Source organism: Chryseobacterium sp. PMSZPI, from assembly GCF_002835665.1.
Taxonomy (GTDB): Bacteria; Bacteroidota; Bacteroidia; order Flavobacteriales; family Weeksellaceae; genus Chryseobacterium.
The window spans coordinates 12535-36851 of the sequence record NZ_PIZV01000071.1 but is presented as its reverse complement, the minus strand read 5'-3'; the positions used below and the strand labels follow the sequence as shown (position 1 = coordinate 36851).

The window sequence follows — 24317 nt, the reverse complement described above, 5'->3', positions numbered from 1 at the left end:
TTCTATTCAAACTTCCTGCAGATACACAGATCGCAGAGATTTACAAAAAATCTGCACCATCCGCGAGAGATAAAAAGTCATTCATAAGGAGAACTCATCTTTATAAAAAAAGCAACCCCATAAAAATGAAGTTGCTTTTACTATGATAGAATGATTTGTATACTATTCAAAATCGTTATACAAAAGATCTTCCGAAATTAACGTTTCATTCTCTCCAGAGAAGAAGTCATCTCCGGTATTGATGAGAAATTTAGAATCCTGAACGATTTTTCCTTCCGTATTGTAAACTTTTAATAAAATCCATTTTCCATTATTTTCAAGTTCCTTTACGCCATTGTAGGTTCTTAGCTTGATTTTTCCGCTTTGCAGAGTATTATTTTTTACAGATGCTTTGTAAGTGGGTTTACCTTTTACATACTGTACAATCTGTGCTGTAAAAGTGTAATCAAAATCATCTCCTTGGATAGGCTGGGTGAAAGTATACAGAATAGCTCCTTTATTATCGTATACGGTAGCTTCGTAAGTATTTTGTTTAGAGTTTAACTTCTTCTCAGACTTCAGTTTTTTCTCTTCCGAATATGTTTTTCTATTGATCAAAACACCATCTTTATATTGGTTTTCGTCTAATCCTTCATGTGATGTACCGTTATAAGGCATGTCGTCCTTATATGTTAACGTTGATTTTAATGTTCCTTCCGGAGCATAATATTTAATTTCCTGGGTAGTACCATCCTTTAATTTTGTTTCTTTTAAAAGTTTCCCGTTTTCGTCAAACTCCTTATTCAGTATAACGGAACCGTTCTGGTAAACATCAATGGATGATGTGTAGCTATTATCATAACTAAATTGATGATCCTCGCCATCCATAGGTGTATACACGTCATTTTCTTTATCGTATTGATAAACAAGATGAGCTATTTTTTTTCCGGATTCGTCATAAGTGGTTTTGTAACCGTCTTTTTTATTTCTTTTCTGTTCCTGTAGAATTTTTCCGGTCTTAGAATATACAACGCCTTCCTTTATACTACCGTCACTTTTATATTTTTCAATTTTGGAAACCCTCATCGGATTATAGTAATAGTCTACCTGAGTATTTTCTCCGGATTCAGACTTTGCACTACCAATATATTTACCTTTTTCACCATAATATTTATTTTCATAGCTGCTGTCTTTGCCCATAATGGTTTCCGTTCGGATTCCTTTAATATCCTCATCGTATATAATGGTGTGAGAAGGTATAGAATTCTCATAGGTTGTAATCGAGTTATAATAATATTCACTATCCGGATCTTTGTAACCATAAGATTTTCCGCTAAAAGTACCGTCGCCTTTGTAAACCAGATCTTCTATTAATCTTCCTGTAGCATCATAAGTCTGAGATGGTCCCACCTGAGTTCCTTTAGAATAGGTTACGGTACTCATCACTTTTCCTTCAGGCGTATACCATGTCACTTTTCCGTCAAATACTTCACTGCTTGGAGTGGTATCGGAAGCCAGACCTTCCATTTGAAGCGTTCCGTTTTTATAGAAATCTTTAATGAGGGTTAATTTACCTTTGGCAGTAGTCTCCCGATAATATTCCATTTTATCTTGAGTGGTCTTTTCCCAGTTTTCATCGAAATAAGTTCTTTCCTGTGCATATACGTTGATACTAAGTACTAAAGCAAGTAGAGCAGACGTAAATAATTTTTTCATGTTTTTTTATTAACTTTTGATTTATGTATAATTGATGTAATTTTTTATATTGAAAATAGATAACCGAAGGGCAAAATATAAGATATGGTCCAGAGACCACAAAATAATATTATATTGAAATTGTGTTTAAATACATTTGGTGTAGTAAAATATACAGCATTTCTGAATTTACAGCTTCAAATATAAATCATTTTGACGAAAAATGAATAAAGAAATGAACAGACTTGTTCGGTTTTTTCGATAAATGTTTGATTATAATTGTTTTAAATGTGGCGAAATATCATTTGAAAAATAAAGAATTTTCTAAATATTTATGATCTTCCGATATAAAAGAAAATTTATTAAATTTAGCCAACAGAAAAATCTAATATTTCATGATAGATAAAAGAGTAAAAAATGCAAAGGAGGCCATCGAAGGAATTAAAGATGGAATGACACTGATGCTTGGCGGATTTGGACTTTGTGGTATCCCTGAAAATTCAATTAATGCATTAGTAGAGAGCAATGTGAAAGATCTGACTTGCATTTCAAATAATGCAGGGGTAGATGATTTCGGATTGGGATTGTTGCTTCATAAAAGACAAATTAAAAAAATGATCTCTTCTTACGTAGGAGAAAATGCAGAATTTGAAAGACAAATGCTTTCAGGAGAATTGGAGGTAGAGCTTACACCACAAGGGACTTTGGCAGAAAAATGCAGAGCAGCTCAGGCCGGAATTCCTGCTTTCTATACACCTGCAGGATACGGAACTGAAATTGCAGAAGGGAAAGAAGTAAAAGAATTCAAAGGAAAACCTCATATTTTAGAACATGCTTTTGATGCTGATTTTTCTATCGTAAAAGCCTGGAAAGGTGATCATGCCGGAAATTTGATTTTCAAAGGCTCTGCTAGAAATTTTAACCACCCAATGGCCGGTGCAGGGAAAATTACCATTGCTGAGGTAGAAGAATTGGTAGAACCGGGAGCTTTGGATCCGAACGAGATTCATATTCCTGGAATTATGATTCAAAGAATTTTTCAGGGAGAAAAATTCGAGAAGAGAATTGAGCAGAGAACGGTTAGAAAAAAAGATTAAATTCCTGAAGGAAAATAATACTTATCATAGAAAAACAAAGCGCTGGATATACATTCAGCGCTTTTTTATTGAGTAAATTGAATTCTTTTTAATGTTTATTTGAGTGCTGTCATTCTGAATGAAGCAATGCGGAATGAAGAATCTCAAGATAAAAGTTTCCCACAGATTCCGCAGATTTTTAAACGCCACGACTGCAGGAATAAAAAGAATTCGTGCATTTGTGGCAAAATATAATACAGTATAATCAGCGACTTTGTCGCCATCATTATTCATTTATTTCTACGATTGTGGAACGGTGGTTTTCCTTTCTCCAATCTGCTGTCTCCACATCGCATAATAAAGCCCTTTTTCAGCAATCAGATGATCGTGAGAACCGGTTTCTATCACTTGTCCGCGTTCCAGAACGTAGATTTTATCGGCATGCATAATTGTGCTTAAACGGTGGGCGATAAGTACTGTGATCTGCTCTCTTTCTTTTGAAATTTCTTTTATTGTAGACGTGATTTCTTCTTCAGTAATACTGTCTAGCGCTGAAGTGGCTTCATCAAAAATCAATAAATGAGGTTTTCTTAAAAGAGCTCGTGCAATGGCGATTCTTTGTTTTTCTCCACCACTCAATTTCAATCCACCTTCACCAATAACGGTTTCAATACCTTTCTCAGCTCTTTCAAGAAGTGCTGTACAGCTGGATTTTTGAAGAGCAATTGCAAGTTCTGTTTCCGTAGCTTTAGGATTCACAAAAAGAAGATTTTCTTTGATGGTTCCTGCGAAAAGTTGGGTGTCCTGGGTTACAAAACCAATCTGATTTCTCAATTCATCAAAATCAAACTCTTTTCCATTGATCGAATTATAGAAAATATTCCCCTCCTGAGGTCTGTAAAGTCCTACCAGTAATTTTACCAATGTACTTTTCCCGGACCCACTTGGCCCTACAAATGCGATGGTTTCTCCATTTTTAACATCAAAAGAAATTGCATTTAAAGCCTTATACTGAGCCGATTGGTGTTTGAAAGAAACATTTTTAAATTCAAGCTCTTCAATCGCTCCTATTTGTTTGGGATGAAGAGGCTTTTCTTCAACGTCTTTTTTCATTAAAGTATCAAAATTATTAAGAGAAGCCTGAGCTTCACGATAAGAAATGATAATATTTCCGATTTCCTGCATCGGTCCGAAAATGAAAAAACCATAAAACATTAGAGAGAGGTATTGCCCGGGAGTCACAATATTTTTAAAAATTAAAAATAAAAGAGTCAGAGTAATCATTTGTTGCAGGAAATTAACCATCGTTCCCTGAATAAAACTTAAAGAACGAATACTTTTTACTTTTCGGAGTTCAAGTCCAAGAATCTTGTAAGTGTTGTTATTCAGACGGATAACTTCCTGTTTCGTTAACCCTAAACTTTTGACGATTTCTATATTTCTCAAGCTTTCTGTAGTACTTCCGGCCAAAGATGTGGTTTCTGAAACAATATTTTTTTGAATTACCTTTATTCTTTTACTTAATAAATTGGTAATAAAAGCGATCAGGAAAATACCACAAATATACACCGGCATAATCGACCAATGTAAGCGAATGGCATACACCGAAACGAAAATAATACTTACCAAAATTCCAAAGAAAATATTAATGAAATTGGTAATGAACTTCACAGAATCCTCTCTTACCTTCGTTAAAATGGATAGTGTTTCACCACTTCTTTGATCTTCAAATTCCTGGTAAGGCAATGCCATAGAATGCTGCAAGCCGTCTGTAAAGATTTTAGCTCCAAATTTTTGTGTAATAACACTCACAACATAATCCTGAAAAGCTTTGGCAATTCTACTTACCATCGCTGTTCCAATGAGTAAGCCTAAAAAATAAAAGGCACCATGATAAACAGAAGTTCCGTATAAATATTCGTTAAGGTTTCTGGCTAAAAGCTTTTCTTTATCAAAAAAATTGGGGTGAGTCACCAGCTGATCCAGAATATTACCTGTAATGGCCGGAGCAAATAAAGAGAAAACCTGATTGATGGTTGCCAATAATAAAGAAATAATGATCAACCATTGATAAGGTTTGAGGTATCTTAAAAGTGTTTTCATTTTTACAAAAATAATGCTGCAAAATTAATCATATTATTTTTACTAACGATGTTAATTATTAATGACAACGCTCTGTTGTTGAGGAAGATTAAAAGGCGGATACTGGAGGGAGGGAATCATTCTGTATATAAGTAATGATATTACCTGTTGTGCATTTTGATATTTTAACGTCAGTTCGGAATAAAGCAGTTTTGAAGCCGGGAGTAGTGAAGGTCATAAAAGAATAACGATTCATCCTTTTTATCGATCTTAAGGCAAAAATTAATGATGACATAGGCTGTCAATCATTATAAATAACCGAAATTAACTTTCAGCTTCCCTCTTCCAATTTCCAGTCTCATAAAGCCCTTTTATATTCAAGTGAAAATAATTAAATTGCAGTCTAAGTTTTTATTATGCTTACAAAAGAACAAATTGCCAAAAGAATTTCAAAAGAACTGAAAGATCGTTATTATGTAAACCTGGGAATTGGAATTCCCACTTTGGTTGCCAACTATGTGCCGGAAGGTATTTCCGTAGAATTCCAGAGTGAAAATGGAGTTTTGGGAATGGGACCTTTCCCTTTCGAAGGAGAAGAAGATGCAGACATCATCAATGCAGGAAAGCAAACTATTACTATTTTAGATGGAGGTTCATTCTTCGATTCTGCTTTCAGCTTCGGAATGATTCGTGGCCAGAAAGTAGACCTTACCATTCTCGGAGCAATGGAAGTTTCTGAAAATGGAGATATTGCCAACTGGAAAATCCCCGGAAAAATGGTAAAAGGGATGGGAGGAGCTATGGATCTGGTAGCTTCTGCTGAGAATATTATCGTTGCCATGATGCACGTGAATAAAGCAGGAGAAAGTAAAATCCTTAAAAAATGTACCCTTCCTCTTACAGGAGTGAATTGTGTAAAAAAAGTGGTTACAGAATTAGCCGTACTAGAAGTTACACCGGAAGGTTTCAAATTAGTGGAAAGAGCTCCTGGCGTTTCCGTAGAAGACATTATTAAAGCTACAGAAGCTGATCTGATTATTGAAGGAGAGATTCCTGAAATGCAATTTTAGCCGATTAAGAAAAAATAATTATAACATAAAAAAGCAGTGAAGGTTTTGTCTTTACTGCTTTTCTTTTTAAACTCTTTTTGAAATTGAGCTCCGTAGGAGCGGCATATTCATAGAGAATGTAATATATTATGTAGGAAAGCTCCGTAGGAGCGACCTGATAATTGCTTGATCTTTTATTTTTTATCCTGAGCTCCAAAAACCGTCTGTAAAATACTTGTAGTTCTCATAGCAGGAGTATTTCTGATTCCGCTTTCTTTCTGGGCAACCATTTTAAATACCCCATTGATGGTTTCTGTGGTAACATACTCGTTAAGATCGGTCGTTACAGATTGGCCTGTGAATGTGTTGTATTTTGAAATCAGGTTCTTCCATACCGTATCAGCACCTACTTTTCCTAAAGAAGCCTTTACTTTGGGCTGGAAAGCTGTAAATAATTGGCTTTGAGTTTTGCTTTGTAAATAATTGGTAGCTGCATTATCAGTACCCAATAAAATATTTTTAGCATCCGTAATGGTCATGGAAGTAATCGCATTGGTGAAAATAGGAGCAGCCTCTGTAACAGCGTCCTCAGCAGCTCTGTTCAATAGTTTTACACCTTCATCAGCAAGACTTCCCATTCCGATGGAACGTAATGTAGTATCGATTTTTCTTAATTTTTCAGGCATTAAGATTTTTACTGCTTCATTTTTGAAAAATCCGTCAGTTAGAGCAAGTTTCTTTACACCATCCGTTACCCCAATATTTAAAGCTTCCTTTAATCCTGATGAAATTTGTGTAGAAGTAAGACTTCCAAGATTTACAGGCGAAGTAGTGGAGCTTCCGTTAGATGTATTCGTGGGAGTGATTGTGGTAGAATTAGTCGTTGTCGTACCTTTTGTTTTTACAGGGTTATCAAGATCAACACCTGTTTTGTTCTTAACTGTAGACTTTATAATATCCAGAAGCTGAGCTTGAGTAGATACTGAAAATAATAATCCGGCCGCGAATAAAATGCTTTTTCTCATTGTATTTTTAATTGTTTGTTCCTTTATTGAAATTACACTTATCAAAAAGTAAACCACAAAAAAAAACTTTGAAATAAATGGAATAAATATTTTGTAAAATTAGAAAAATATTTATCTGTTCGACTATACTTTTAATGATTGTTAACGGTTTAGAAAATAAATAGTGATTTTTAATGGAAATCAATTTTAATTATTTAAAATGAGTCAATAAGTTTTAGAAAATAATTATCTTCGCTAAAACCTTAACCGTATCCCATGAGACGAACACTTTCTATATTTTTTATACTGCTTTTGAATCTAATGTTTGCCCAAAATAAATTGAATTTAATTCCTTATCCTCAAAATATTCAGGTAAGTGAAGGAGCTTTTTCCATTCCTTCTGTGTTGAGTATAAGCAATGATTTACCTAAAAATGAAACTGAATATTTAAAGAAACGCTTGGCTTCAATCTTACCCTTAAAAGAGGTAAAAAAAGCTGATGCACAGCTTGTTTATTCACAATTGCCAAAGATGCCGGTAGGAAAAGAAGAAACCTATATTCTTGAAATTTCGCCAAAACAAATTCAGATAAAGTCTTATACCAAACAAGGATATTTTTTGGCACTTCAAACCTTGATTCAATTGTTTGAAGAACACCAGACAGATAAAAAACTTCCTGTTGTAAAAATAGAAGATCAGCCTAAGTTTGCATGGCGTGGGATGCATCTTGATGTTTGTCGTCATTTTTTCACGGTAGATGAAGTGAAACAATACATCGATTATCTGGCAATGTATAAATTAAATACATTCCATTGGCACTTAACGGATGATCAGGGATGGAGAATTGAAATTAAAAAATATCCAAAACTGACTCAGATAGGTTCAAAACGTAAAGAGTCCATGATAGGAGCTTACGTTGACAATACCTTTGACGGGAAACCTTATGGACCTTATTTTTATACCCAAGATCAGATCAAAGATGTAATTAAATATGCACAAGATAGACATATCACGATTGTTCCGGAAATAGAAATGCCGGGACATGCTTTAGCAGCGTTGTCAGCATATCCTGAATTGGCCTGTACCAAAGGACCTTTTGAGCCCGCTACAAAATGGGGCGTTTTTGATGATGTTTTCTGTCCGAAAGACGAAACATTTAAATTTTTAGAAAATGTTTTAGATGAGGTTATTCAACTGTTTCCATCACAATACATTCATATTGGTGGTGACGAATGTCCGAAGATAAGATGGAAAGAATGTACACACTGCCAGGAATTGATCAAGAAAAATAATCTGAAAGATGAACATGGTTTACAAAGTTATTTTATTCAAAGAATTGAAAAATATGTGAATAGTAAAGGCAGAAAGATTATCGGCTGGGATGAGATTCTGGAAGGAGGACTAGCTCCGAATGCTGCCGTAATGAGCTGGACAGGAGTGAACGGAGGAATTGAAGCTGCAAAAGCAAAACATTTTGCTGTAATGACACCGGGAGCATATTGTTATTTTGATCATTATCAAGGTGATCCACAGTCAGAGCCAAATGCTTTTGGAGGCTTTACACCATTGGAAAAAGTCTATTCATATAATCCGATTCCTGCCGAATTGAATGCAGAGCAGGCAAAATATATTATGGGAGTTCAGGCTAACTTATGGACAGAATATATTTTAGATTTTAAGCAGGTTCAATATATGATATTCCCAAGATTAATGGCTCTTTCCGAGGTAGGTTGGGGAACTTCGGATCCTAAAAATTATAAAGAATTTGAGAATAGGGTAATTGGTCAGTTTAATGTTTTGGATAAAATGAATGTGAATTATGCTAAGAGTATTTATAACATTTCAGGAAAAGTAACTCCATCTAATAATGGAGGAATTGCCTATGAATTGTCAACTTCACAGAATTCAAACGGTATCAGATATACTTTAGACGGAACAACACCTACGATTAATTCTAAAATTTATCAAACACCGATTGCGATTCCAAACTCTTTAACAATTAAATCCGCTTACTTTGAAGGAGGTCAGTTGAAAAGTGCTGTTTCTTCCCAGGAATTTACAGTATCTAAAACAACAGGTAAAAAAATAACCCTTGAGCAGCAGCCCAGTGAAAATTATTCTTTTGGAGGAGCTTTTACCCTTGTAGATGGAATTATAGGAAACACAAGACAGTTAGGAAAAACATGGCTAGGCTTCAATGGAAAAGATGTTGTGGCAACCATAGATTTTGGACAAAAAACCAATTTTTCGGAAGTTTATTTTAATACTTTGGAAAATAAAGGAAGCTGGATTCACCTTGCGAAATCTGCTCAAATTTTTGTTTCCGATGATAATACAAACTTTAAATTGATTAAAGAGATCGGAAAAGAAGAAATTCAAAATGCTAAAGGAAAAATCAGGTTGAATGTAGGAACACAAAACGCAAAATACCTGAAAATATCTATTGAAAATGCAGGGATTATTCCGGCCGGAAACCCGGGAGCAGATTCAAAAGCATGGTTATTTGTTGATGAAATTGGCGTAAATTAAACTGATTAGGATTAAATACTATGCAGGATACCACACTTTCTTCAGAATTTTCATCTTCACCTGACCTTGTAGAGAAGTTATATCAATACGGAATAACAAAAAATTACCGGGTAGGTGATATTATTTTGGATGAAAATGCTTCCATCCGTTCCATTCCTATTGTGATGAAAGGAATGATTAAAGTAATCAGAACAGAAGAAGACGGGCGGGAAATTTTGCTATATTATATTCAGTCAGGAGAAAGTTGCATTATGTCTTTTCTGGGTGGTATGCATAATGAAAAAAGTATTGTAAAGGCAGAAGTAGAAGAAGATGCAGAAATCCTTTTCCTTCCTGTAGACAAAGTCTCTTTATTCATTAAAGAACATCCGGAATGGCTGGATTATATTTTCAGGCTTTATCATAAACGTTTTGAAGAATTATTGGATATTATCAATGCCATTGCTTTCAAAAAAGTGGATGAGCGTTTACTGAATCTTCTTCATAAAAAATCTGAACTCACAGGATCAGATACCATACAGACAACTCATGAGCAGCTTGCTAATGAGCTGGGAACAGCCAGGGTAGTGGTATCAAGGCTCCTTAAACAATTGGAAGAAGAAGGAAGAGTAAAACTCGGAAGAAATAAAATACTTCTTCTGAAAACGCTTAATCTATAATAATACTCTCAATTTAATTCAACACAAAGTTCCGGCAAATCGAAGATTTGCCGGAACTTTGTGTTCAGTACCAGAGTTATTTGTGAAATAATTGGAGTCATTAGTGTTTAATTATATCCTTATGTAACAAAAGTAGCTGTAGCTTCATTAAAACAATTCCATTTTTGCATCAGAATTAGTTGATTTAGAAAATGGAAATTATTGGTTACGCAGCATCAGTTTTAATAGGAATCTCTCTTGGATTGATAGGAGGCGGCGGTAGTATCTTAACTGTCCCTGTACTGGTTTATCTCTTTGGATTAGACGTCTTTATTGCAACAGAATATTCACTTTTTATCGTAGGTGTTAGCAGTGTAGTAGGTTCATGGTCGTATTTCAAAAAAGGCTTGGTTAATTTTAAAATGGCTTTTATATTTGGATTACCTTCCATTATTTCAATCTTTTTGACCCGAACCTATTTGCTGCCTTTAATTCCTGAAGAACTTTTCAGTATAAAAGATTTTATATTGACCCGAAATATTTTTTTACTCTTGATTTTTGCGGCGTTAATGATTCTTGCTTCATACAAAATGATCAGAACTAAAGTTTCTTCAGAAGCTGTAGTGATAGAACAGGAAGGAAATAAAACGATATGGGCAATGGTACAAGGAATTGTTGTTGGTATTCTGACAGGGTTGGTTGGAGCGGGAGGAGGCTTTATGATCATTCCTGCATTGGTTAATCTTTTAAAAGTTCCTATGAAAATGGCAATAGGAACTTCATTATTACTTATTTCTTTAAATTCTTTGATCGGTTTCTTTTCATCAGTCAACGATACAAAAATAGACTGGAATATACTGGTAGCTATTGCAGCCATTGCCATCATAGGAATTCTGATTGGTTCACAATTATCAAAGAAAATTGAGGGTAAAAAGCTAAAGCCTGCTTTCGGATGGTTTATCCTAATCATGGGAATCTATATTATAGTTAAAGAAATATTTTTTTAAATCTTCTTATGTAACAAAAGTAGCTGTACAGGAAAACGGAAAGCGGGAAATTTGTATCAAATAACAAAATCAAAAATGAATAAGATGAAAATAGAACAGATGTATACAGGATGTTTGGCTCAGGGAGCATATTATATTACTTCAGCCGGAGAGGCTGCTATCATAGATCCTTTAAGAGAAACACAACCCTATATTGAAAGAATGGAAAAAGATGGAGTAAAACTGAAATATATTTTTGAAACACACTTCCATGCAGATTTTGTGAGCGGACATATTGATTTAAGTAAAAAAACAGAAGCTCCTATTGTCTACGGGCCTATGGCAAAGACGGAATTTGATGCAATAATTGCTGAAGATAACCAGATTTTTGAAATTGGAAATATCAAAATCAAGGTTCTTCATACGCCCGGACATACACTGGAAAGTACTTCCTATCTGTTGATTGATGAGCATGGAGTTGAAAAAGCATTATTCAGCGGTGATACTTTATTTTTAGGAGATGTAGGACGCCCGGACCTCGCACAGAAGGCAACAAATATGACGCAGGAAGAATTGGCCGGACTGTTGTATGACAGTTTATATGAAAAAATTTTACCTTTAAATGACGAAATTATAGTATATCCGGCTCATGGAGCAGGTTCGGCATGTGGTAAAAATATGCAAAAAGAAACTGTAGATACATTAGGAAATCAGAAGAAAACCAATTATGCCCTTAATCAAAAGGATAAAGAAAGTTTCATTAAAGAAGTCACAGATGGACTTTTACCTCCGCCACCTTATTTTGGAATGAATGTGATGATGAATAAAAAAGGCTATCACAGCTTTGATGAAGTTTTATCGCGAGGATTAAACGGACTTTCACCAGATCAGTTTGAGGAATCAGCAGAGTTTTCAGGGGCTTTAATTTTAGATGTGAGAAGCAATGTTATATTTGCCAAAGGCTTTATACCGCAGTCTGTTAATATAGGGTTGAATGGTGATTTTGCACCTTGGGTAGGTGCGTTGGTAGCAGATGTAAATCAACCCATCCTGTTGGTAACGGAAAAAGGAGATGAAGAGGAAACTGTAACCCGCTTGAGCAGGGTAGGATTTGATCATGTTTTAGGATTTTTAAAAGGAGGATTTGAAGCCTGGAAGGAGAGTGGAAAAGAAATAGACTTTGTAAATCGAATCTCAGCAGAACAATTTGAACAGGAAATAAAAAATAAGACTGTAAAGATTATCGATATAAGAAAAGAGAGTGAATATAATGCAGAACATGTGAACGAATCATACAGCAAACCTTTAGCCTATATCAACGAATGGATTCATAAAATAGATACTGAAGAACATTTCTATATGCATTGTGGAAGTGGTTATAGGAGTACGATGGCGGCGAGTATTCTTCAGGCGAGAGGCTATCGGAATTTTACTGAAGTTGAAGGTGGTTTTAAAGCAATAGCTTCAACAGGCGTTCCTAAAAGTGATTTTGTATGCCAAACTAAAGTTTTTAAATAGATTTAGAATAAAAGAATAGATATGTTGGAGATAATAAAAGAACCATGGCCCTGGTATATTGCAGGCCCGCTGATTGGGCTCACCGTTCCGGCTTTGTTGATTATGGGAAATAAATCTTTCGGGATCAGTTCCTCACTGAGACACATATGTGCAGCCTGTATACCGGCAAATGTGAATTTTTTCAAATACGATTGGAAAAAAGAATTGTGGAATTTATTTTTTGTCCTTGGAATTTTCTTTGGAGGAATGATTGCAGCTAATTTTATGCTAAATCCTGCAGAAATTACCGTTAATCCCAATCTTCAAGCTGAATTAGCAGGATATGGAATTACAGATTATAGCAATCTCGTACCTATGCAGCTGATGAGCTTTACAAGTCTTTTTACATTACGAGGTTTTATCATGATGGTGGTAGGAGGCTTCTTAGTCGGTTTCGGAACAAGATACGCAGGAGGATGTACCAGTGGGCATGCCATTATGGGACTTTCCAATTTACAATGGCCGTCTTTAGTTGCAACAATTTGCTTTATGATAGGAGGATTTATCATGGCAAATCTCATTTTGCCCGTAATCCTTTCCCTATAAGTTTAATTTTAAAACGGAATTAAGTAATGATAAAAGAAAAAGAACAGGATATTCGTCATCAGGATGTGATTTGTGTTAATGAGAGTTGGTTTGAGCACAAATGGTATCACAATTTGAAATACCTTGCAGCAGGAGTGATATTTGGAATTATTTTCGTGAAAGCGGAAGTGATTAGTTGGTTCAGGATACAGGAAATGTTCAGACTCCAGTCCTTTCACATGTACGGAATCATCGGAAGTGCTGTTTTGGTAGGAATGATTTCAGTGTGGCTGATCAAAAAATTCAATATTAAAACCATTTACGGAGAACCCATTACCTTCACTCCTAAAAAATTCAATAAAGGTCAGATTTATGGCGGACTGATCTTTGGTTTTGGCTGGGCCATTACAGGAGCTTGTCCGGGACCACTCTTTGCCCAGATCGGAACAGGAGCACTAGCAGTATCTGTTACCCTGTTGAGTGCTATTACCGGAACATGGGTGTATGGATATTTCAGAGATAAATTACCTCACTAAAGAACTATAAAACTCTCGCATTCTATGATAAAAAGCAAATAAATTTTATCATAGAATGCGAGAATATTATAAATTCCTACAAATAAGCTACTGGAGGGAGCAAAGCTTGATGGGTAATTAAAAAATAAAAGGCTGTAGAAAGATCTACAACCTTTTGAAGTATAAAACTATGAATATATAAAATTTTCAGCACCTAAAGCCATATAAAGATTGATGCGCTCAACCCTGTATTGAAGTTCCAGATTGATGAGGTTTATCTCGTTTTTAAGAAGATCCCGTTGTTTACGGATCAATACGAAACTATTGCTTGAACCTACTTTTATTTGCTTTTGTGTGAGTTCAATATTATTTTTCAATTCATCTATAGCCTGAGTATTATAAGTAATCTGCTTTTCAATAGAATGTAAATTAGCTAACGATGACTCCACTTCATTCAATGCATTTAGAACAGTTTTTGCGTACTCTTCAACGGTCTGTTTTTGTTGTGAATTTTTTATTTCTACATTCTTTTTTAATTTTCCATTATTGAATAGAGGAGAAACCAACCCACTGCCTACCTTTAATAATGGGCTTGAAAATAAAGAATTGATGGATTCCACATTGCTTCCTGCCGCTCCCAGAGAAGAACTTATACTCAACGAAGGAAGTCTTGCAGCCCTGGCCTGTTGTACTTCATAAAAAGCCTTTTCTATTTGAAACTGACTTGCCTGTATATCTGATCTGTTTTCCAAAAGCTGAAGAGGAAAAGACTCAGGAATATCATTTTTCACAGGAGTAAAGAAATTTTGGGTGGCAAGTTTTCCTTCCGGATATTTTCCGGTGAGGAGTTCCAATGATCTTTTGGATTGAGCATTTGCATTTCTAACCTTTTCCAGATATCCCTGCAGAGAAATAATTTCTGCTGAAATAGTTGAGAGGTCCAGAGCATTGGCTGTTCCCACTTTTTTCTGAATGGTATACAGTTTTTCCAGGTCTTTGGATTTCTGAATGTAACTCTCAATTTTATCTTCCTGAATATTCCCTGCAATATTTAGGTAATAAGCTTTAGCGATCATTCCTGCAATAGATTGATGTAGTAATGTATTCTGATGTTTTGCAGAAAAATAATTGCTTGTGCTGGCCATTTGTGATGATTTGTTTTTGCCCCAAAGGTCTATTTCCCAGCTGGCTTTTAATGCAAGGCGCCGGATTTGAGTATCGCTCACCAGATTATTAGATGTATTGGCAACAGCATTTACACTTGGATAAAGATCGCTTCCTGCAATCTCCATAGCCAGTTCAACCTGATTAAGCTTTTCTTTGGCAATGATAAGATCTGCATTATGCAACATTCCTTCATCAATCAAAGTATCCAATTGAGGTGTTTTAAGAATGGTGATCCAGTCGTAAGAAAGTGACTTTGAATTCGCCTGTCTGTCAAATATCCATTCATCCGGAATTTCTATATGAAAAACAATTTCACTTCTTTCTTTCAATTGATCCATAGTTTCTTTAGTAGGCTCTTGATAACCTATGCAAGAACTTAAACTTATGGAAAGTATTCCCAATACAATTAACTTTCTGTACATTTTAATGAAGTTTAGGAATTAAGAAGTTGATTTTACTGTTCACACGTACCATTACCTTTCGGATAAGATGCAATGGTTTGATATGATCAGAATAGATGACAGCAGTTCCTCTTGCACCTACAGTAAGCTGTTTTTGATGATCTTCCAATATAAATTTGGCAATAAGTTTTCCATCCGTTTCCGGCAATTGTCTGGCAGTATCAGGAAGTCCTGCAACAGATCCGTTTCCTCCAAGCATTCCTCCGGCATTATTCATAATTCCCTGGCTAGTTGCATCAATAACATATTCCAGTTTGGCCTTAACAACTTTTCCGGGCTCTGTTTTAAGGGCTAGTTCAACTTCATCTCCTGATTTTACGGTTTCCAATTCGTTTTGAGCAAAAAATCCTATGACAGACTGTTGCTTCTGAATGAGAACAAAAGCAGATTTAAAAGGAGCCATAATAGCACCTTCATTCAATTGTACATTGGGAATAATACCGTCTGTAGGAGCTAAAACCACAGTTTGAGAAAGATTCCATTTGGCTTGGTCCAGCTTTGCCTGAATTTCGGAAACAGAGGAATTTTCTCCACCGTAAGATGCTGTAGACTTTGTTTCCAGAGACTGTTGTTGAGACTGGGCAGCACTGATGCGGGATTGCAGATCACGTACATTGGTGATAGCTTGTTCCAGATCAAATTTATTGGCAGCTCCTGCATCTACTAACTCCTGATACTGAGCTACTCTTTTATTAGCCAGATCAAGTTGGGATTGTAAACCGACGATATTTTTTCTGGAAGCGGATATATCTGTATTATAAGAGCTTACAGTAGCTTTCATATTGCTTAGTTTAGCTTCCAGTGACTTGATTTCCTGTACATAAGACTCTCTATCCAAAACGAATAGTGTATCACCCTTCTTGACCTCCTGATTGGTGCTTACATATACTTTTTTGACTTTCCCGAGAACCTGGGTGGTGATATCTACACTTCTGTTTCCTACTTTCACGTCGGAGGTTATAGGACAATAATAATTTAAACTTAGTATTAAAGCTATAGAACCGAAAATCGGTAGTGAATATACAACCACTTGTGTGGTAAATGTCCAGGGGATCAGTTTTAGTTTTTTGATGAGAAGCCAGCATATTCCGGCATATATTGCGACTAGTAATTCCAGCATGTTTGTTAATTTTCAGTTGTTATAAATTCTTCTTCTTCGATAAGATTTGTGTCTTTTGTCTGATCATTCGGGGTTTCATATTCGTAGTTGGCCCAGATTAAAGCAACCGGCCATAAAAGGCCTCCAAAAACAAGGGAAAGGAGGCACATACTTTTTATGGCTTTCAGCTGAGGATGATTCTTTTTCTCAGCTACTTTTTCCGGATAGATATGAACTTTCCAGAAAAGGTAAATTCCTGCAACAGGTAAAACAAGTAAAATTAACCATGAAGCAGCATTTGCTATATTATCTTCTAAATTGCCTGTGGATGCCTGAACCAAATTGCATGATAACAACAGGCAAAGAAGTATTGTCATTCTTTGCATAAAATAATTGTATAGGGTAAAATGATATTGAATGTAAAAAGGAGATAACCAGGTTTCTGGTTATTTTGAAATGTAATGAAAATTAAAGCTTATTCAATAATAGGTTGTGTTTTTAAGATATATTTTTCTCATTTTTGTTTTTAATGAATTGTGTTATAGTATTTTGATGAAGCAAAATTAGGCTGAATAAAGTGAGAAAAAGTATTCCTAAGTTATTTTTTTCTTTCGTTCCTTTTTTTATGAATACGGGCTGTCATTCGTGAAAGTGAATTGGGAGTAATGCCCAGAAAATTAGCAATATACTTTCTATTAGCATTTTGAGATGTAAAGGGTCTTGTTTCCAGAAACTCTTCATAACGGGAATGTGGAGAAGTAGAACAAAATTGCTCTATACGGGTCTTTGATATGGTAATGATCATCTTCAAAGATTTAAGGTATACATTATAAATGCCTTTGTGCTGAAATGCAATATCTTCGAATTCATTTTTATTGAAGAGAAAGACCTGACTTTTGATAACAGCTTCTATAGTGTACTTTCTTTCGGTTTCTCCAGAGTATGATTCCGGAGCTGCCATGATGGATGCTTCTTTTTCTGAGGGTAAAAAAAGATTGCTTTCAATACCGTTTTCATCGTCGAAGAAAAATCTCAATAGTCCATGAGACATGATGAATAAATGGTTAAAGGACTGGCCTGGTTCTGCCAGCTTCTCTTTTTTGTGAAGAAGTCTGGGGGTACTGATACTAGCCAGGATATTAATTTCTTCATCAGATAATTCCTGAAAGAACGCAATATTCCTGAAAGTTTTAAATAAGTCCATTACAGCAGTAAAGATAAATAAAAATAATACACGGATATTCCTTGTTTGTTTGAGGATTTCATGGAAGTTTTTTTTAGATTTGTTGGGCATTAATAATTAAGATACCATGAACAATAACCGAAGAAGTTTTATAAAAAAACTGGGAGTGGCAACGGCGGCACTCGCCATAAGTCCATTGGATCTGATGGCTGCTGAATCACCGAAACATCTTGACGCCAAAGCGGTCAACAACCCCATCGTTCTTTCTACCTGGAATTTTGGTTTAAAAGCCAATGAAGAAGCCTGGACTATCCTTGGAAAGGGAGGGAAAGCTTTGGATGCTGTTGAAAAAGGGGTTCGTATTGTAGAATTGGATCCCAAGGAGAGAAGTGTTGGCTACGGAGGTCGTCCGGACAGAGATGGAAGAGTGACTTTGGATGCCTGTATCATGGATGATAATTATAACATTGGTTCTGTGGCATGTCTTGAGTATATAAAAAATCCAATTTCTGTGGCCAGAGCTGTGATGGAAAAAACACCTCACGTAATGTTGGTAGGAGATGGTGCATTACAATTCGCTATTTCGCAGGGTTTTAAAAAAGAAAATCTTCTTACCCCGGAATCAGAAAAAGAATGGAAAGAATGGTTGAAAACAAGCCAATATAAACCTATTGCCAATATTGAGAATCATGATACCATAGGAATGATTGCTTTAGACGCTCAGGGAAATCTTTCAGGTGCTTGTACTACCAGCGGAATGGCCTTCAAAATGCACGGAAGAGTAGGTGATTCACCAATTATTGGTGCCGGTTTATTTGTAGATAATGAAGTAGGGGCAGCTACAGCAACGGGACATGGTGAAGAGGTGATCAGAACTGTAGGAACTCATCTTGTTGTAGAGTTGATGAGACAAGGCAGAAATCCACAAGAAGCTTGTAAAGAAGCGGTGGATAGAATTGTAAAAATTAATCAGAGAAGAAATAAAAACCTGAAAGATATCCAGGTAGGCTTTATTGCCATTAATAAAAAAGGGGAATACGGTTCGTACTGTATCCAGGACGGGTTTAATTTTGCCGTATACGATCAAAAAGGTAACCGTCTGGAAAAACCGGAATTTGCCTTAAAATAGTAAAATATCAATATAAAACAGGTTAAAGTCTGTTTTTGTAAATATCATAGAGTCTGTTTACATTTTATTAAAAATTTATTTGAACCATTAAGATGAATTAAGTTGTTGAGGGTAATTAAGAAAAAATCAAAGATTTTTTATAAGCAACATGCCTTAAAGCGGAGCTCAAACTTAATATTCTAAAAATCTTAAGAACCTTAATGGTGAAACTTATTCGTAATAAAAAACGACAAATTGATTTAGGAAATAAAATTCTTAAACTTATCACAGGCTCATACTCTATCGGCTTTAGCCAAAATTTATAGATCCAAAACAAAATATGAAAAGAACGATTGTTGCTTCCTTGTTTTTAATTATCGCATGCAAGGAAGAAAAGAAGGAGAAAGTAACTCAAATCAAACCTCAGACTAAAGAAGAAGTAATTCAGAAAACCGAACCTCAGATTAAAGAAGCAGAAGAAGCTAAGAGATGGTTGGAAAAAAGCATCGAAGATTATTTTAAAGCTGATCTCATTGCACAGGAAAAGATGATGCAGAAAATAACAACTAAAGATTATTTCGATTATAAAACAGATGCTACCAATGTTGATTTGGACATAGACGGAAGTCTTACTGAAAAAGAATTTCAGGAAAAATGGAAAGCAAAGTTTGATACAAAAGAGGCCGGAATAGGTATTGGGTTTTTAATTGCAGGACAAGATTGGAATGAAATAAAAGTAACAAAATGTCAACTGATTTCTGAAAAGGAAAACCATTTCATGTTTGATGCCCTTCTTTCCGATAAAGAACTTAAAGCCGAATATCCGATTAAAGTAAAAGTGATTAAAGAAAATGATTCTTTTTTAATTGCAGATGTATGGCAGAAAGAGGCGAAGTTTAATTAATTCTATAAAAAAATGTCAAAAATAGAAATAGCATGTTTTAATCCGGAATCAGCAATCATTGCTTTTGAAAACGGAGCAGACAGAATCGAATTATGCGATGGATTAAGCGAAGGAGGGACAACCCCTGGCTTTGAGATTACTAAAGAGCTTAGAGCGCAAATAAACATTCCGATTTTTGTAATGATTCGCCCGAGAGGTGGAGATTTTACCTACTCAGATGAAGAGTTTGAACAAATGAAAAATGATTTGACTCACTTAAAATCTTTAAAGGTTGATGGTTTTGTATTTGGTATTTTGGATGCCAATGATGAGGTCAATAGGGAACAGAACAGAATTTTGGTAGAAATGGCAGCGCCATTTCCTTGTACTTTTCACCGTGCTTTTGATAGGGCTAATGATCTGAAGGATTCCTTAGAAAAAGTAATTGATTGTGGATTTAAAACAATTCTAACTTCTGGCCAGAAACCTAATGTATCTGAAGGAAAAGAGAATCTTAAAAAACTGGTTGAACTTTCCAATGGAAGAATTGAAATTCTTGTTGGTGGTGGGCTTCGCTCATCAAATATTGAAGAAATAAGATCATTGACAAAAGCCGGTTATTTCCATTCTTCTGCAATTACAGATGGTGGAGCTTTTGCTAATGCTGATGAAGTTGTGGCTTTAAAGACCAAATAATAGATAGTCAATTGACCATTTCATTTATCTAGAATTATTGAGATTGTTTCGTTTATGAAAATAATTTAAAAGATGAATTGTTATTCCATTAAACGCAAAGTTTTAAAATAGATTGTAATATATGTGGCAAAGCCGTTGACGAAGCTTTAGGATAAAACCGTTCGCTTCATGAAATCAATTGTAAATTGATCAATCTTAGCTCCCTTAAAATATAACATCATAAAAAAAGAACCTTTGCGTTTAAAAAATAAATAATAATTATAAAAACACACAAATGAATGACCGAAAACGAACTATCCTATAAAATAATAGGCGCCGCTATAGAAGTACATAAAAACTTAGGAGTTGGTCTGCTAGAAAACGCATATGAAACTGCTTTGACTTACGAGTTGAAACTGCAAGGTTTCAATGTAAAACAACAGGTATCTTTACCGTTAAAATATAAAGAAATAATAGTAGAAAATGCTTATAAAATTGATCTGATTGTAGAAAATAAAGTAATTATAGAGGTGAAATCTGTATTGGAGTTGCATCCGATTTTTCACTCACAGTTACTAACCTACTTAAAACAAACTGATATAAGATTGGGATTACTTATTAATTTTAATACTGAACTTATTAAATATGGAATCCATAGAATCGTAAATAAACTTATTAATGAATAAAACTATCTTTTTTGCTTTCCTTTTCATTCAAAATGTAATTTTTGCACAATCTTCAGAAAGAGATTTATCCTCTGAAAACTGGCAATTCAAAAATTCAAAAGATAATAAATGGCTTCCTGCTAGGGTTCCGGGGACTGTTCATCAGGATTTGATGAATAATAAAATCATTCAGGATCCTTTCAAAGATGAAAATGAAAAAAAAGTACAATGGATAGAAAATGAAGATTGGGATTATCAAACCAGTTTTACTATATCCTCAAAAGAAGTAAAGAATGAAAATGTCAATTTGATTTTTAACGGATTAGATACATTTTCAGAAATTTATCTTAACGGAAAACTGTTGAAGAAAACAGACAATATGTTCAGGATATGGGAAATTCCTGTAAAACAAAATCTTAAAGTAGGAGATAACCTATTACAAATTAAATTTAAATCAGCAGTCAATACAGGAAAAGAATTTGCTAAAAAAGTTCCCTTTACGATGCCGGAATCACCAAGAAGTTTTGTAAGAAAAGCCCAATATCAGTTTGGGTGGGATTGGGGCCCAAGATTGGTAACTGCCGGAATTTGGAAAAATATAAAACTTGAATTTTGGAATAATGCAAAATTTGATAACATAAAGGTCGAGCAGAAAAATTTATCCACTAAAAGAGCAGATTTAAATATCCATACTTCAATATTAGCAGATAGGGAAGGGAAATATACGATTGTCATTAACGATAAGCCCAATCAGGTTCAGTTAAAAAAAGGACAAAATCAGATCGACATTCCTTTTACCATTCAAAATCCTAAACTTTGGCAGCCCAATGGTTGGGGAGAAGCCTATCTGTATGATATGAAACTCTCATTGCAAAAAGATTCGAAAGCTCTGTCTTATAAGTCTTTGAAATTAGGCTTAAGAACAGTGGAGTTGGTTCAGCAGAAGGATGAAAAAGGGAAGTCATTTTATTTTAAAGTTAATGGAAATCCATTGTATATTAAAGGTACGAACTGGATTCCGGCAGACAGCTTTTCGCCAAGAATTACCAAAGAAAAATATCAAAAATTGATCAAGGATTCCAAAGATGCCAATATGAATATGATCCGTATCTGGGGAGGCGGAATTTATGAAGATGATGAATTCTACAAGGCTTGTGATGAAAACGGAATTCTGGTATGGCAGGATTTTATGTTTGCTGGAAGCTTTTATCCTGCGGATGAAACTTTTTTAAATAATGTAAAAGAAGAAGTAAAAGATCAGGTTAACAGACTTCAAAACCATCCGTCAATTGCTTTATGGTGCGGAAATAATGAGATTGATGAAGCGATTGTCAATTGGGGATATCAAAAACAGTTTAAATATTCAAAAAATGACTCCATACAGGTGTGGAAGGATTATAAAAAACTGTTTCATGATGTGATTCCTAATACATTAAAAGAAAATCTTACAACAGATAAAAATATATATTGGCCAAGCTCTCCTTCCATCGGATGGGGGCATAAGGAAAGTTTGACAGAGGGAGACTCCCATTACTGGGGCGTTTGGTGGGGAGAACAGCCTTTTGAAATTTATAACGAAAAAGTAGGGCGTTTCATGTCCGAATATGGCTTTCAGGGAATGCCAACTTTAGAGACTGCAAAATCAATGTTTTCAGGAACTCCGGATCTGAACTTACAAAACACAACCATTAAAGCCCATGAAAAGCATGGGAGAGGCTGGGAAATCATTAATGAGTACATGAAACGCGATTACCAGACTCCAACAGACTTTATTAAATATAATTATGTTTCCCAATTGTTGCAGGCTAGAGGAATGCAGATTGCCATTGAGGCTCATCGTCGTTCAAGGCCTTATAATATGGGGACTTTATATTGGCAGCTTAACGATTGCTGGCCTGTAGTCTCATGGTCGTCTATAGACTATCTTGGAAACTGGAAAGCATTCCATTATCAGGCAAAAAGAAGCTTTGAACCGCTGTTAATATCTGTTTCAGAAACAACGGAGTCGTATGATATTTACTGTATCAATGATTTGCTTGAAGATCTACAGATCGATTCAAAGATGGAATTGGTAGATTTTGATGGTAAGGTTCTCTGGGGTGCGGGGGCGACATCTAAATTGCTGGCGAACTCAGCTGAGAAACATCTGGAGATAAAAAAAGAAAACTTTTCAAAATTTGATTTGTCAAAAACTGTTTTAAAAATTGTTGTTGGAAGTAACTCATTAAAGTCAGAGAAGTTATTCTTCTTTAAAAAACCAAAAGATTTAAAACTCCCTCAACCTACTATTACAATAAAGAAATTATCTCCGACGGAAATTGAAATATCTACAGATGTTTTAGCAAAAGACGTTTACTTAATTGGAGATACCCATTTCAGTGATAACTTTTTTGATCTCCTGCCTAATACATCAAGAAAGATTAATCTTACAAAACCTTTGGAGAAGATTGAAGTAATGAGTCTTTGGAATACATTAAAGAATTGATAAATAAAATTTCGGTGGTTCTCATATTATCATCCAAACTTTACAGAGTATGAATCTGCACAATCAGCTTAATCCGCGAGAAAATTATTTAAAAAATATAATAAAAAGACGAAGGCTACCATCATGGTAGCTTTCGTCAATACTAAGTGAAATTTAAACAATCGCCTGTTGTAATATCTTAATTCTCAATCAACCAGTTTTCTACTGCTTTTGAAAAATCAGCAAGATCAATAGGGTGTCTGCTCGTGATAAGATTTCCATCTACCACTACCGGTACATCAGATACAATACCGCCTGCATTTTTCAAATCAATCTGGATGTTCCAGTATCCGGTAAGTTTTTTACCTTTAATAATTTCAGCATTAATCAGTACAACGGTTGCATGACAAATGGCAGATACCAATTTACCTGAAGCACTGAATTTTTTAACAAATTCTACTACTTCTTGGTCATGACGTAAGTTATCCGGATTCCATGCTCCCCCCGGAATGAAAATGGCATCATAATCTTCTACTTTAATCTGATCAACAGTACGGTCTACCTTAATCCATCCTACAGGTTGTAAGTATTGTATAGCCATAATATGGGTCTGAGACATTTCTTCTGGCATGCTTAATCCAAAATTAGCCGGAGCCGGTTTGTATTTAGGGGCAATAATATCTACTTGAGCTCCCAATTGGCGAAGATACCATGCTGGTCCTGTTAGCTCGATTTCTTCAAAACCGTCTGATGAAATTACGGCAATTCTTTTTCCTTCAAGCGTTTTTTCTGTCACAGGAGTAAAAAAGAAATCTCTTACTTTTTCATTGCCTGGTGCATTCAAAAACTGAGCAAGCGGAAAGCTTCCGACAGCAGTTTTTGAAGATAATTGGCTTAATATTTCTAAATGATCAGCTACTGTTTGTTGCATATTTACATTTGTTTCCATTTTTAAATTATTTAAATGTTAATTTGAT

21 protein-coding genes are annotated in these 24317 nt (G+C 35.0%); 13 read left to right on the top strand and 8 right to left on the bottom strand.

The annotated features are described in order from the left end of the window. Window positions 1-162: 162 nt before the first annotated feature. On the bottom strand, window positions 163-1695 hold the full coding sequence (locus CW752_RS14645; protein WP_101240446.1) for a membrane-binding protein: 1533 nt from the start codon (window positions 1693-1695) through the stop codon (window positions 163-165). Window positions 1696-2069: 374 nt separating this feature from the next. Here CW752_RS14645 and CW752_RS14640 point away from each other — a divergent pair, with 374 nt between their 5' ends. Further along, entirely contained in the window at window positions 2070-2771 is a 702-nt protein-coding gene (locus CW752_RS14640) for a CoA transferase subunit A (RefSeq protein ID WP_101240445.1), read from the top strand. Window positions 2772-3050: 279 nt separating this feature from the next. Here CW752_RS14640 and CW752_RS14635 read toward each other — a convergent pair whose 3' ends face one another. Further along, entirely contained in the window at window positions 3051-4853 is a 1803-nt protein-coding gene (locus tag CW752_RS14635; protein ID WP_101240444.1) for an ABC transporter ATP-binding protein, read from the bottom strand. Window positions 4854-5248: 395 nt separating this feature from the next. Between CW752_RS14635 and CW752_RS14630 the strand changes: the two genes are divergently transcribed. Further along, window positions 5249-5902 (top strand): CoA transferase subunit B, encoded by a 654-nt coding sequence (locus tag CW752_RS14630; RefSeq protein ID WP_101240443.1) that lies wholly within the window; start codon window positions 5249-5251, stop codon window positions 5900-5902. A gap of 173 nt (window positions 5903-6075) precedes the next feature. Here the strand turns inward: CW752_RS14630 and CW752_RS14625 are convergent, their stop codons facing one another. After that, window positions 6076-6906 carry a DUF4197 domain-containing protein gene (locus tag CW752_RS14625; protein WP_101240442.1) on the bottom strand — a complete coding sequence of 277 codons (831 nt, stop codon included), beginning with the start codon at window positions 6904-6906 and terminating at the stop codon, window positions 6076-6078. 255 nt (window positions 6907-7161) lie between these two features. Between CW752_RS14625 and CW752_RS14620 the strand changes: the two genes are divergently transcribed. The 6 genes from CW752_RS14620 (at window position 7162) to CW752_RS14595 (ending at window position 13656) form a co-directional block, all read left to right on the top strand. Beyond that, window positions 7162-9414, top strand: coding sequence for a family 20 glycosylhydrolase (locus tag CW752_RS14620; protein WP_101240441.1), 2253 nt, complete (start codon window positions 7162-7164; stop codon window positions 9412-9414). Window positions 9415-9434: 20 nt separating this feature from the next. Then, on the top strand, window positions 9435-10073 hold the full coding sequence (locus CW752_RS14615; protein WP_101240440.1) for a Crp/Fnr family transcriptional regulator: 639 nt from the start codon (window positions 9435-9437) through the stop codon (window positions 10071-10073). 191 nt (window positions 10074-10264) lie between these two features. After that, complete coding sequence (locus CW752_RS14610) at window positions 10265-11059, top strand: sulfite exporter TauE/SafE family protein (RefSeq protein ID WP_101240439.1); 795 nt, start codon at window positions 10265-10267, stop codon at window positions 11057-11059. A gap of 84 nt (window positions 11060-11143) precedes the next feature. Then, on the top strand, window positions 11144-12556 hold the full coding sequence (locus CW752_RS14605; protein ID WP_101240477.1) for an MBL fold metallo-hydrolase: 1413 nt from the start codon (window positions 11144-11146) through the stop codon (window positions 12554-12556). A gap of 21 nt (window positions 12557-12577) precedes the next feature. Further along, window positions 12578-13141 carry a YeeE/YedE family protein gene (locus tag CW752_RS14600; protein ID WP_101240438.1) on the top strand — a complete coding sequence of 188 codons (564 nt, stop codon included), beginning with the start codon at window positions 12578-12580 and terminating at the stop codon, window positions 13139-13141. Window positions 13142-13167: 26 nt separating this feature from the next. Then, window positions 13168-13656 (top strand): DUF6691 family protein, encoded by a 489-nt coding sequence (locus CW752_RS14595; RefSeq protein WP_101240437.1) that lies wholly within the window; start codon window positions 13168-13170, stop codon window positions 13654-13656. 167 nt (window positions 13657-13823) lie between these two features. Here the strand turns inward: CW752_RS14595 and CW752_RS14590 are convergent, their stop codons facing one another. From CW752_RS14590 to CW752_RS14575, 4 genes are all read right to left on the bottom strand, one after another. Then, window positions 13824-15224: a TolC family protein gene (locus CW752_RS14590; protein WP_101240436.1), complete on the bottom strand. Its 1401-nt coding sequence runs from the start codon at window positions 15222-15224 to the stop codon at window positions 13824-13826. Window position 15225: 1 nt separating this feature from the next. Next, entirely contained in the window at window positions 15226-16383 is a 1158-nt protein-coding gene (locus tag CW752_RS14585) for an HlyD family secretion protein (protein ID WP_101240435.1), read from the bottom strand. A 5-nt stretch (window positions 16384-16388) separates the two neighbouring features. After that, the gene (locus CW752_RS14580) at window positions 16389-16739 is read right to left on the bottom strand and encodes a DUF3302 domain-containing protein (RefSeq protein WP_228401796.1); all 351 of its coding nucleotides are present in this window, start codon (window positions 16737-16739) and stop codon (window positions 16389-16391) included. Window positions 16740-16960: 221 nt separating this feature from the next. Beyond that, window positions 16961-17566, bottom strand: a complete 606-nt coding sequence (locus CW752_RS14575) for a Crp/Fnr family transcriptional regulator (RefSeq protein ID WP_101240476.1) — start codon at window positions 17564-17566, stop codon at window positions 16961-16963. Window positions 17567-17672: 106 nt separating this feature from the next. Between CW752_RS14575 and CW752_RS14570 the strand changes: the two genes are divergently transcribed. The 5 genes from CW752_RS14570 to CW752_RS14550 all read left to right on the top strand — a co-directional run bounded on the left by CW752_RS14570 (window position 17673) and on the right by CW752_RS14550 (window position 23361). Then, window positions 17673-18674: an isoaspartyl peptidase/L-asparaginase family protein gene (locus tag CW752_RS14570; protein WP_101240433.1), complete on the top strand. Its 1002-nt coding sequence runs from the start codon at window positions 17673-17675 to the stop codon at window positions 18672-18674. Between the two features lie 319 nt (window positions 18675-18993). Further along, window positions 18994-19557, top strand: a complete 564-nt coding sequence (locus CW752_RS14565; RefSeq protein ID WP_101240432.1) for a hypothetical protein — start codon at window positions 18994-18996, stop codon at window positions 19555-19557. A 12-nt stretch (window positions 19558-19569) separates the two neighbouring features. Next, window positions 19570-20232 (top strand): copper homeostasis protein CutC, encoded by a 663-nt coding sequence (locus CW752_RS14560; protein WP_101240431.1) that lies wholly within the window; start codon window positions 19570-19572, stop codon window positions 20230-20232. 278 nt (window positions 20233-20510) lie between these two features. Beyond that, window positions 20511-20897, top strand: coding sequence for a GxxExxY protein (locus CW752_RS14555; protein ID WP_101240430.1), 387 nt, complete (start codon window positions 20511-20513; stop codon window positions 20895-20897). Further along, the gene (locus CW752_RS14550; protein ID WP_101240429.1) at window positions 20890-23361 is read left to right on the top strand and encodes a beta-mannosidase; all 2472 of its coding nucleotides are present in this window, start codon (window positions 20890-20892) and stop codon (window positions 23359-23361) included. Before CW752_RS14555 ends, CW752_RS14550 begins: the two co-directional genes overlap by 8 nt. A 178-nt stretch (window positions 23362-23539) precedes the next feature. On the opposite strand, the gene CW752_RS14545 is transcribed toward CW752_RS14550, so the two are convergent. Then, window positions 23540-24289, bottom strand: coding sequence for a DJ-1/PfpI/YhbO family deglycase/protease (locus tag CW752_RS14545; RefSeq protein ID WP_101240428.1), 750 nt, complete (start codon window positions 24287-24289; stop codon window positions 23540-23542). Between the last annotated feature and the right edge of the window lie 28 nt (window positions 24290-24317).

Bases quoted from the DNA above. Each gene is read 5' to 3' on its own strand.
- CW752_RS14610 (WP_101240439.1), top strand. From the start codon at position 10,265: ATGGAAATTATTGGTTACGCAGCATCAGTTTTAATAGGAATCTCTCTT.
- CW752_RS14625 (WP_101240442.1), bottom strand. From the start codon at position 6,906: ATGAGAAAAAGCATTTTATTCGCGGCCGGATTATTATTTTCAGTATCT.
- CW752_RS14630 (WP_101240443.1), top strand. From the start codon at position 5,249: ATGCTTACAAAAGAACAAATTGCCAAAAGAATTTCAAAAGAACTGAAA.
- CW752_RS14585 (WP_101240435.1), bottom strand. From the start codon at position 16,383: ATGCTGGAATTACTAGTCGCAATATATGCCGGAATATGCTGGCTTCTC.
- CW752_RS14615 (WP_101240440.1), top strand. From the start codon at position 9,435: ATGCAGGATACCACACTTTCTTCAGAATTTTCATCTTCACCTGACCTT.
- CW752_RS14575 (WP_101240476.1), bottom strand. From the start codon at position 17,566: ATGGACTTATTTAAAACTTTCAGGAATATTGCGTTCTTTCAGGAATTA.
- CW752_RS14605 (WP_101240477.1), top strand. From the start codon at position 11,144: ATGAAAATAGAACAGATGTATACAGGATGTTTGGCTCAGGGAGCATAT.
- CW752_RS14570 (WP_101240433.1), top strand. From the start codon at position 17,673: ATGAACAATAACCGAAGAAGTTTTATAAAAAAACTGGGAGTGGCAACG.
- CW752_RS14565 (WP_101240432.1), top strand. From the start codon at position 18,994: ATGAAAAGAACGATTGTTGCTTCCTTGTTTTTAATTATCGCATGCAAG.
- CW752_RS14640 (WP_101240445.1), top strand. From the start codon at position 2,070: ATGATAGATAAAAGAGTAAAAAATGCAAAGGAGGCCATCGAAGGAATT.
- CW752_RS14555 (WP_101240430.1), top strand. From the start codon at position 20,511: ATGACCGAAAACGAACTATCCTATAAAATAATAGGCGCCGCTATAGAA.
- CW752_RS14550 (WP_101240429.1), top strand. From the start codon at position 20,890: ATGAATAAAACTATCTTTTTTGCTTTCCTTTTCATTCAAAATGTAATT.
- CW752_RS14620 (WP_101240441.1), top strand. From the start codon at position 7,162: ATGAGACGAACACTTTCTATATTTTTTATACTGCTTTTGAATCTAATG.
- CW752_RS14580 (WP_228401796.1), bottom strand. From the start codon at position 16,739: ATGACAATACTTCTTTGCCTGTTGTTATCATGCAATTTGGTTCAGGCA.
- CW752_RS14560 (WP_101240431.1), top strand. From the start codon at position 19,570: ATGTCAAAAATAGAAATAGCATGTTTTAATCCGGAATCAGCAATCATT.
- CW752_RS14635 (WP_101240444.1), bottom strand. From the start codon at position 4,853: ATGAAAACACTTTTAAGATACCTCAAACCTTATCAATGGTTGATCATT.
- CW752_RS14545 (WP_101240428.1), bottom strand. From the start codon at position 24,289: ATGGAAACAAATGTAAATATGCAACAAACAGTAGCTGATCATTTAGAA.
- CW752_RS14600 (WP_101240438.1), top strand. From the start codon at position 12,578: ATGTTGGAGATAATAAAAGAACCATGGCCCTGGTATATTGCAGGCCCG.
- CW752_RS14590 (WP_101240436.1), bottom strand. From the start codon at position 15,224: ATGTACAGAAAGTTAATTGTATTGGGAATACTTTCCATAAGTTTAAGT.
- CW752_RS14645 (WP_101240446.1), bottom strand. From the start codon at position 1,695: ATGAAAAAATTATTTACGTCTGCTCTACTTGCTTTAGTACTTAGTATC.
- CW752_RS14595 (WP_101240437.1), top strand. From the start codon at position 13,168: ATGATAAAAGAAAAAGAACAGGATATTCGTCATCAGGATGTGATTTGT.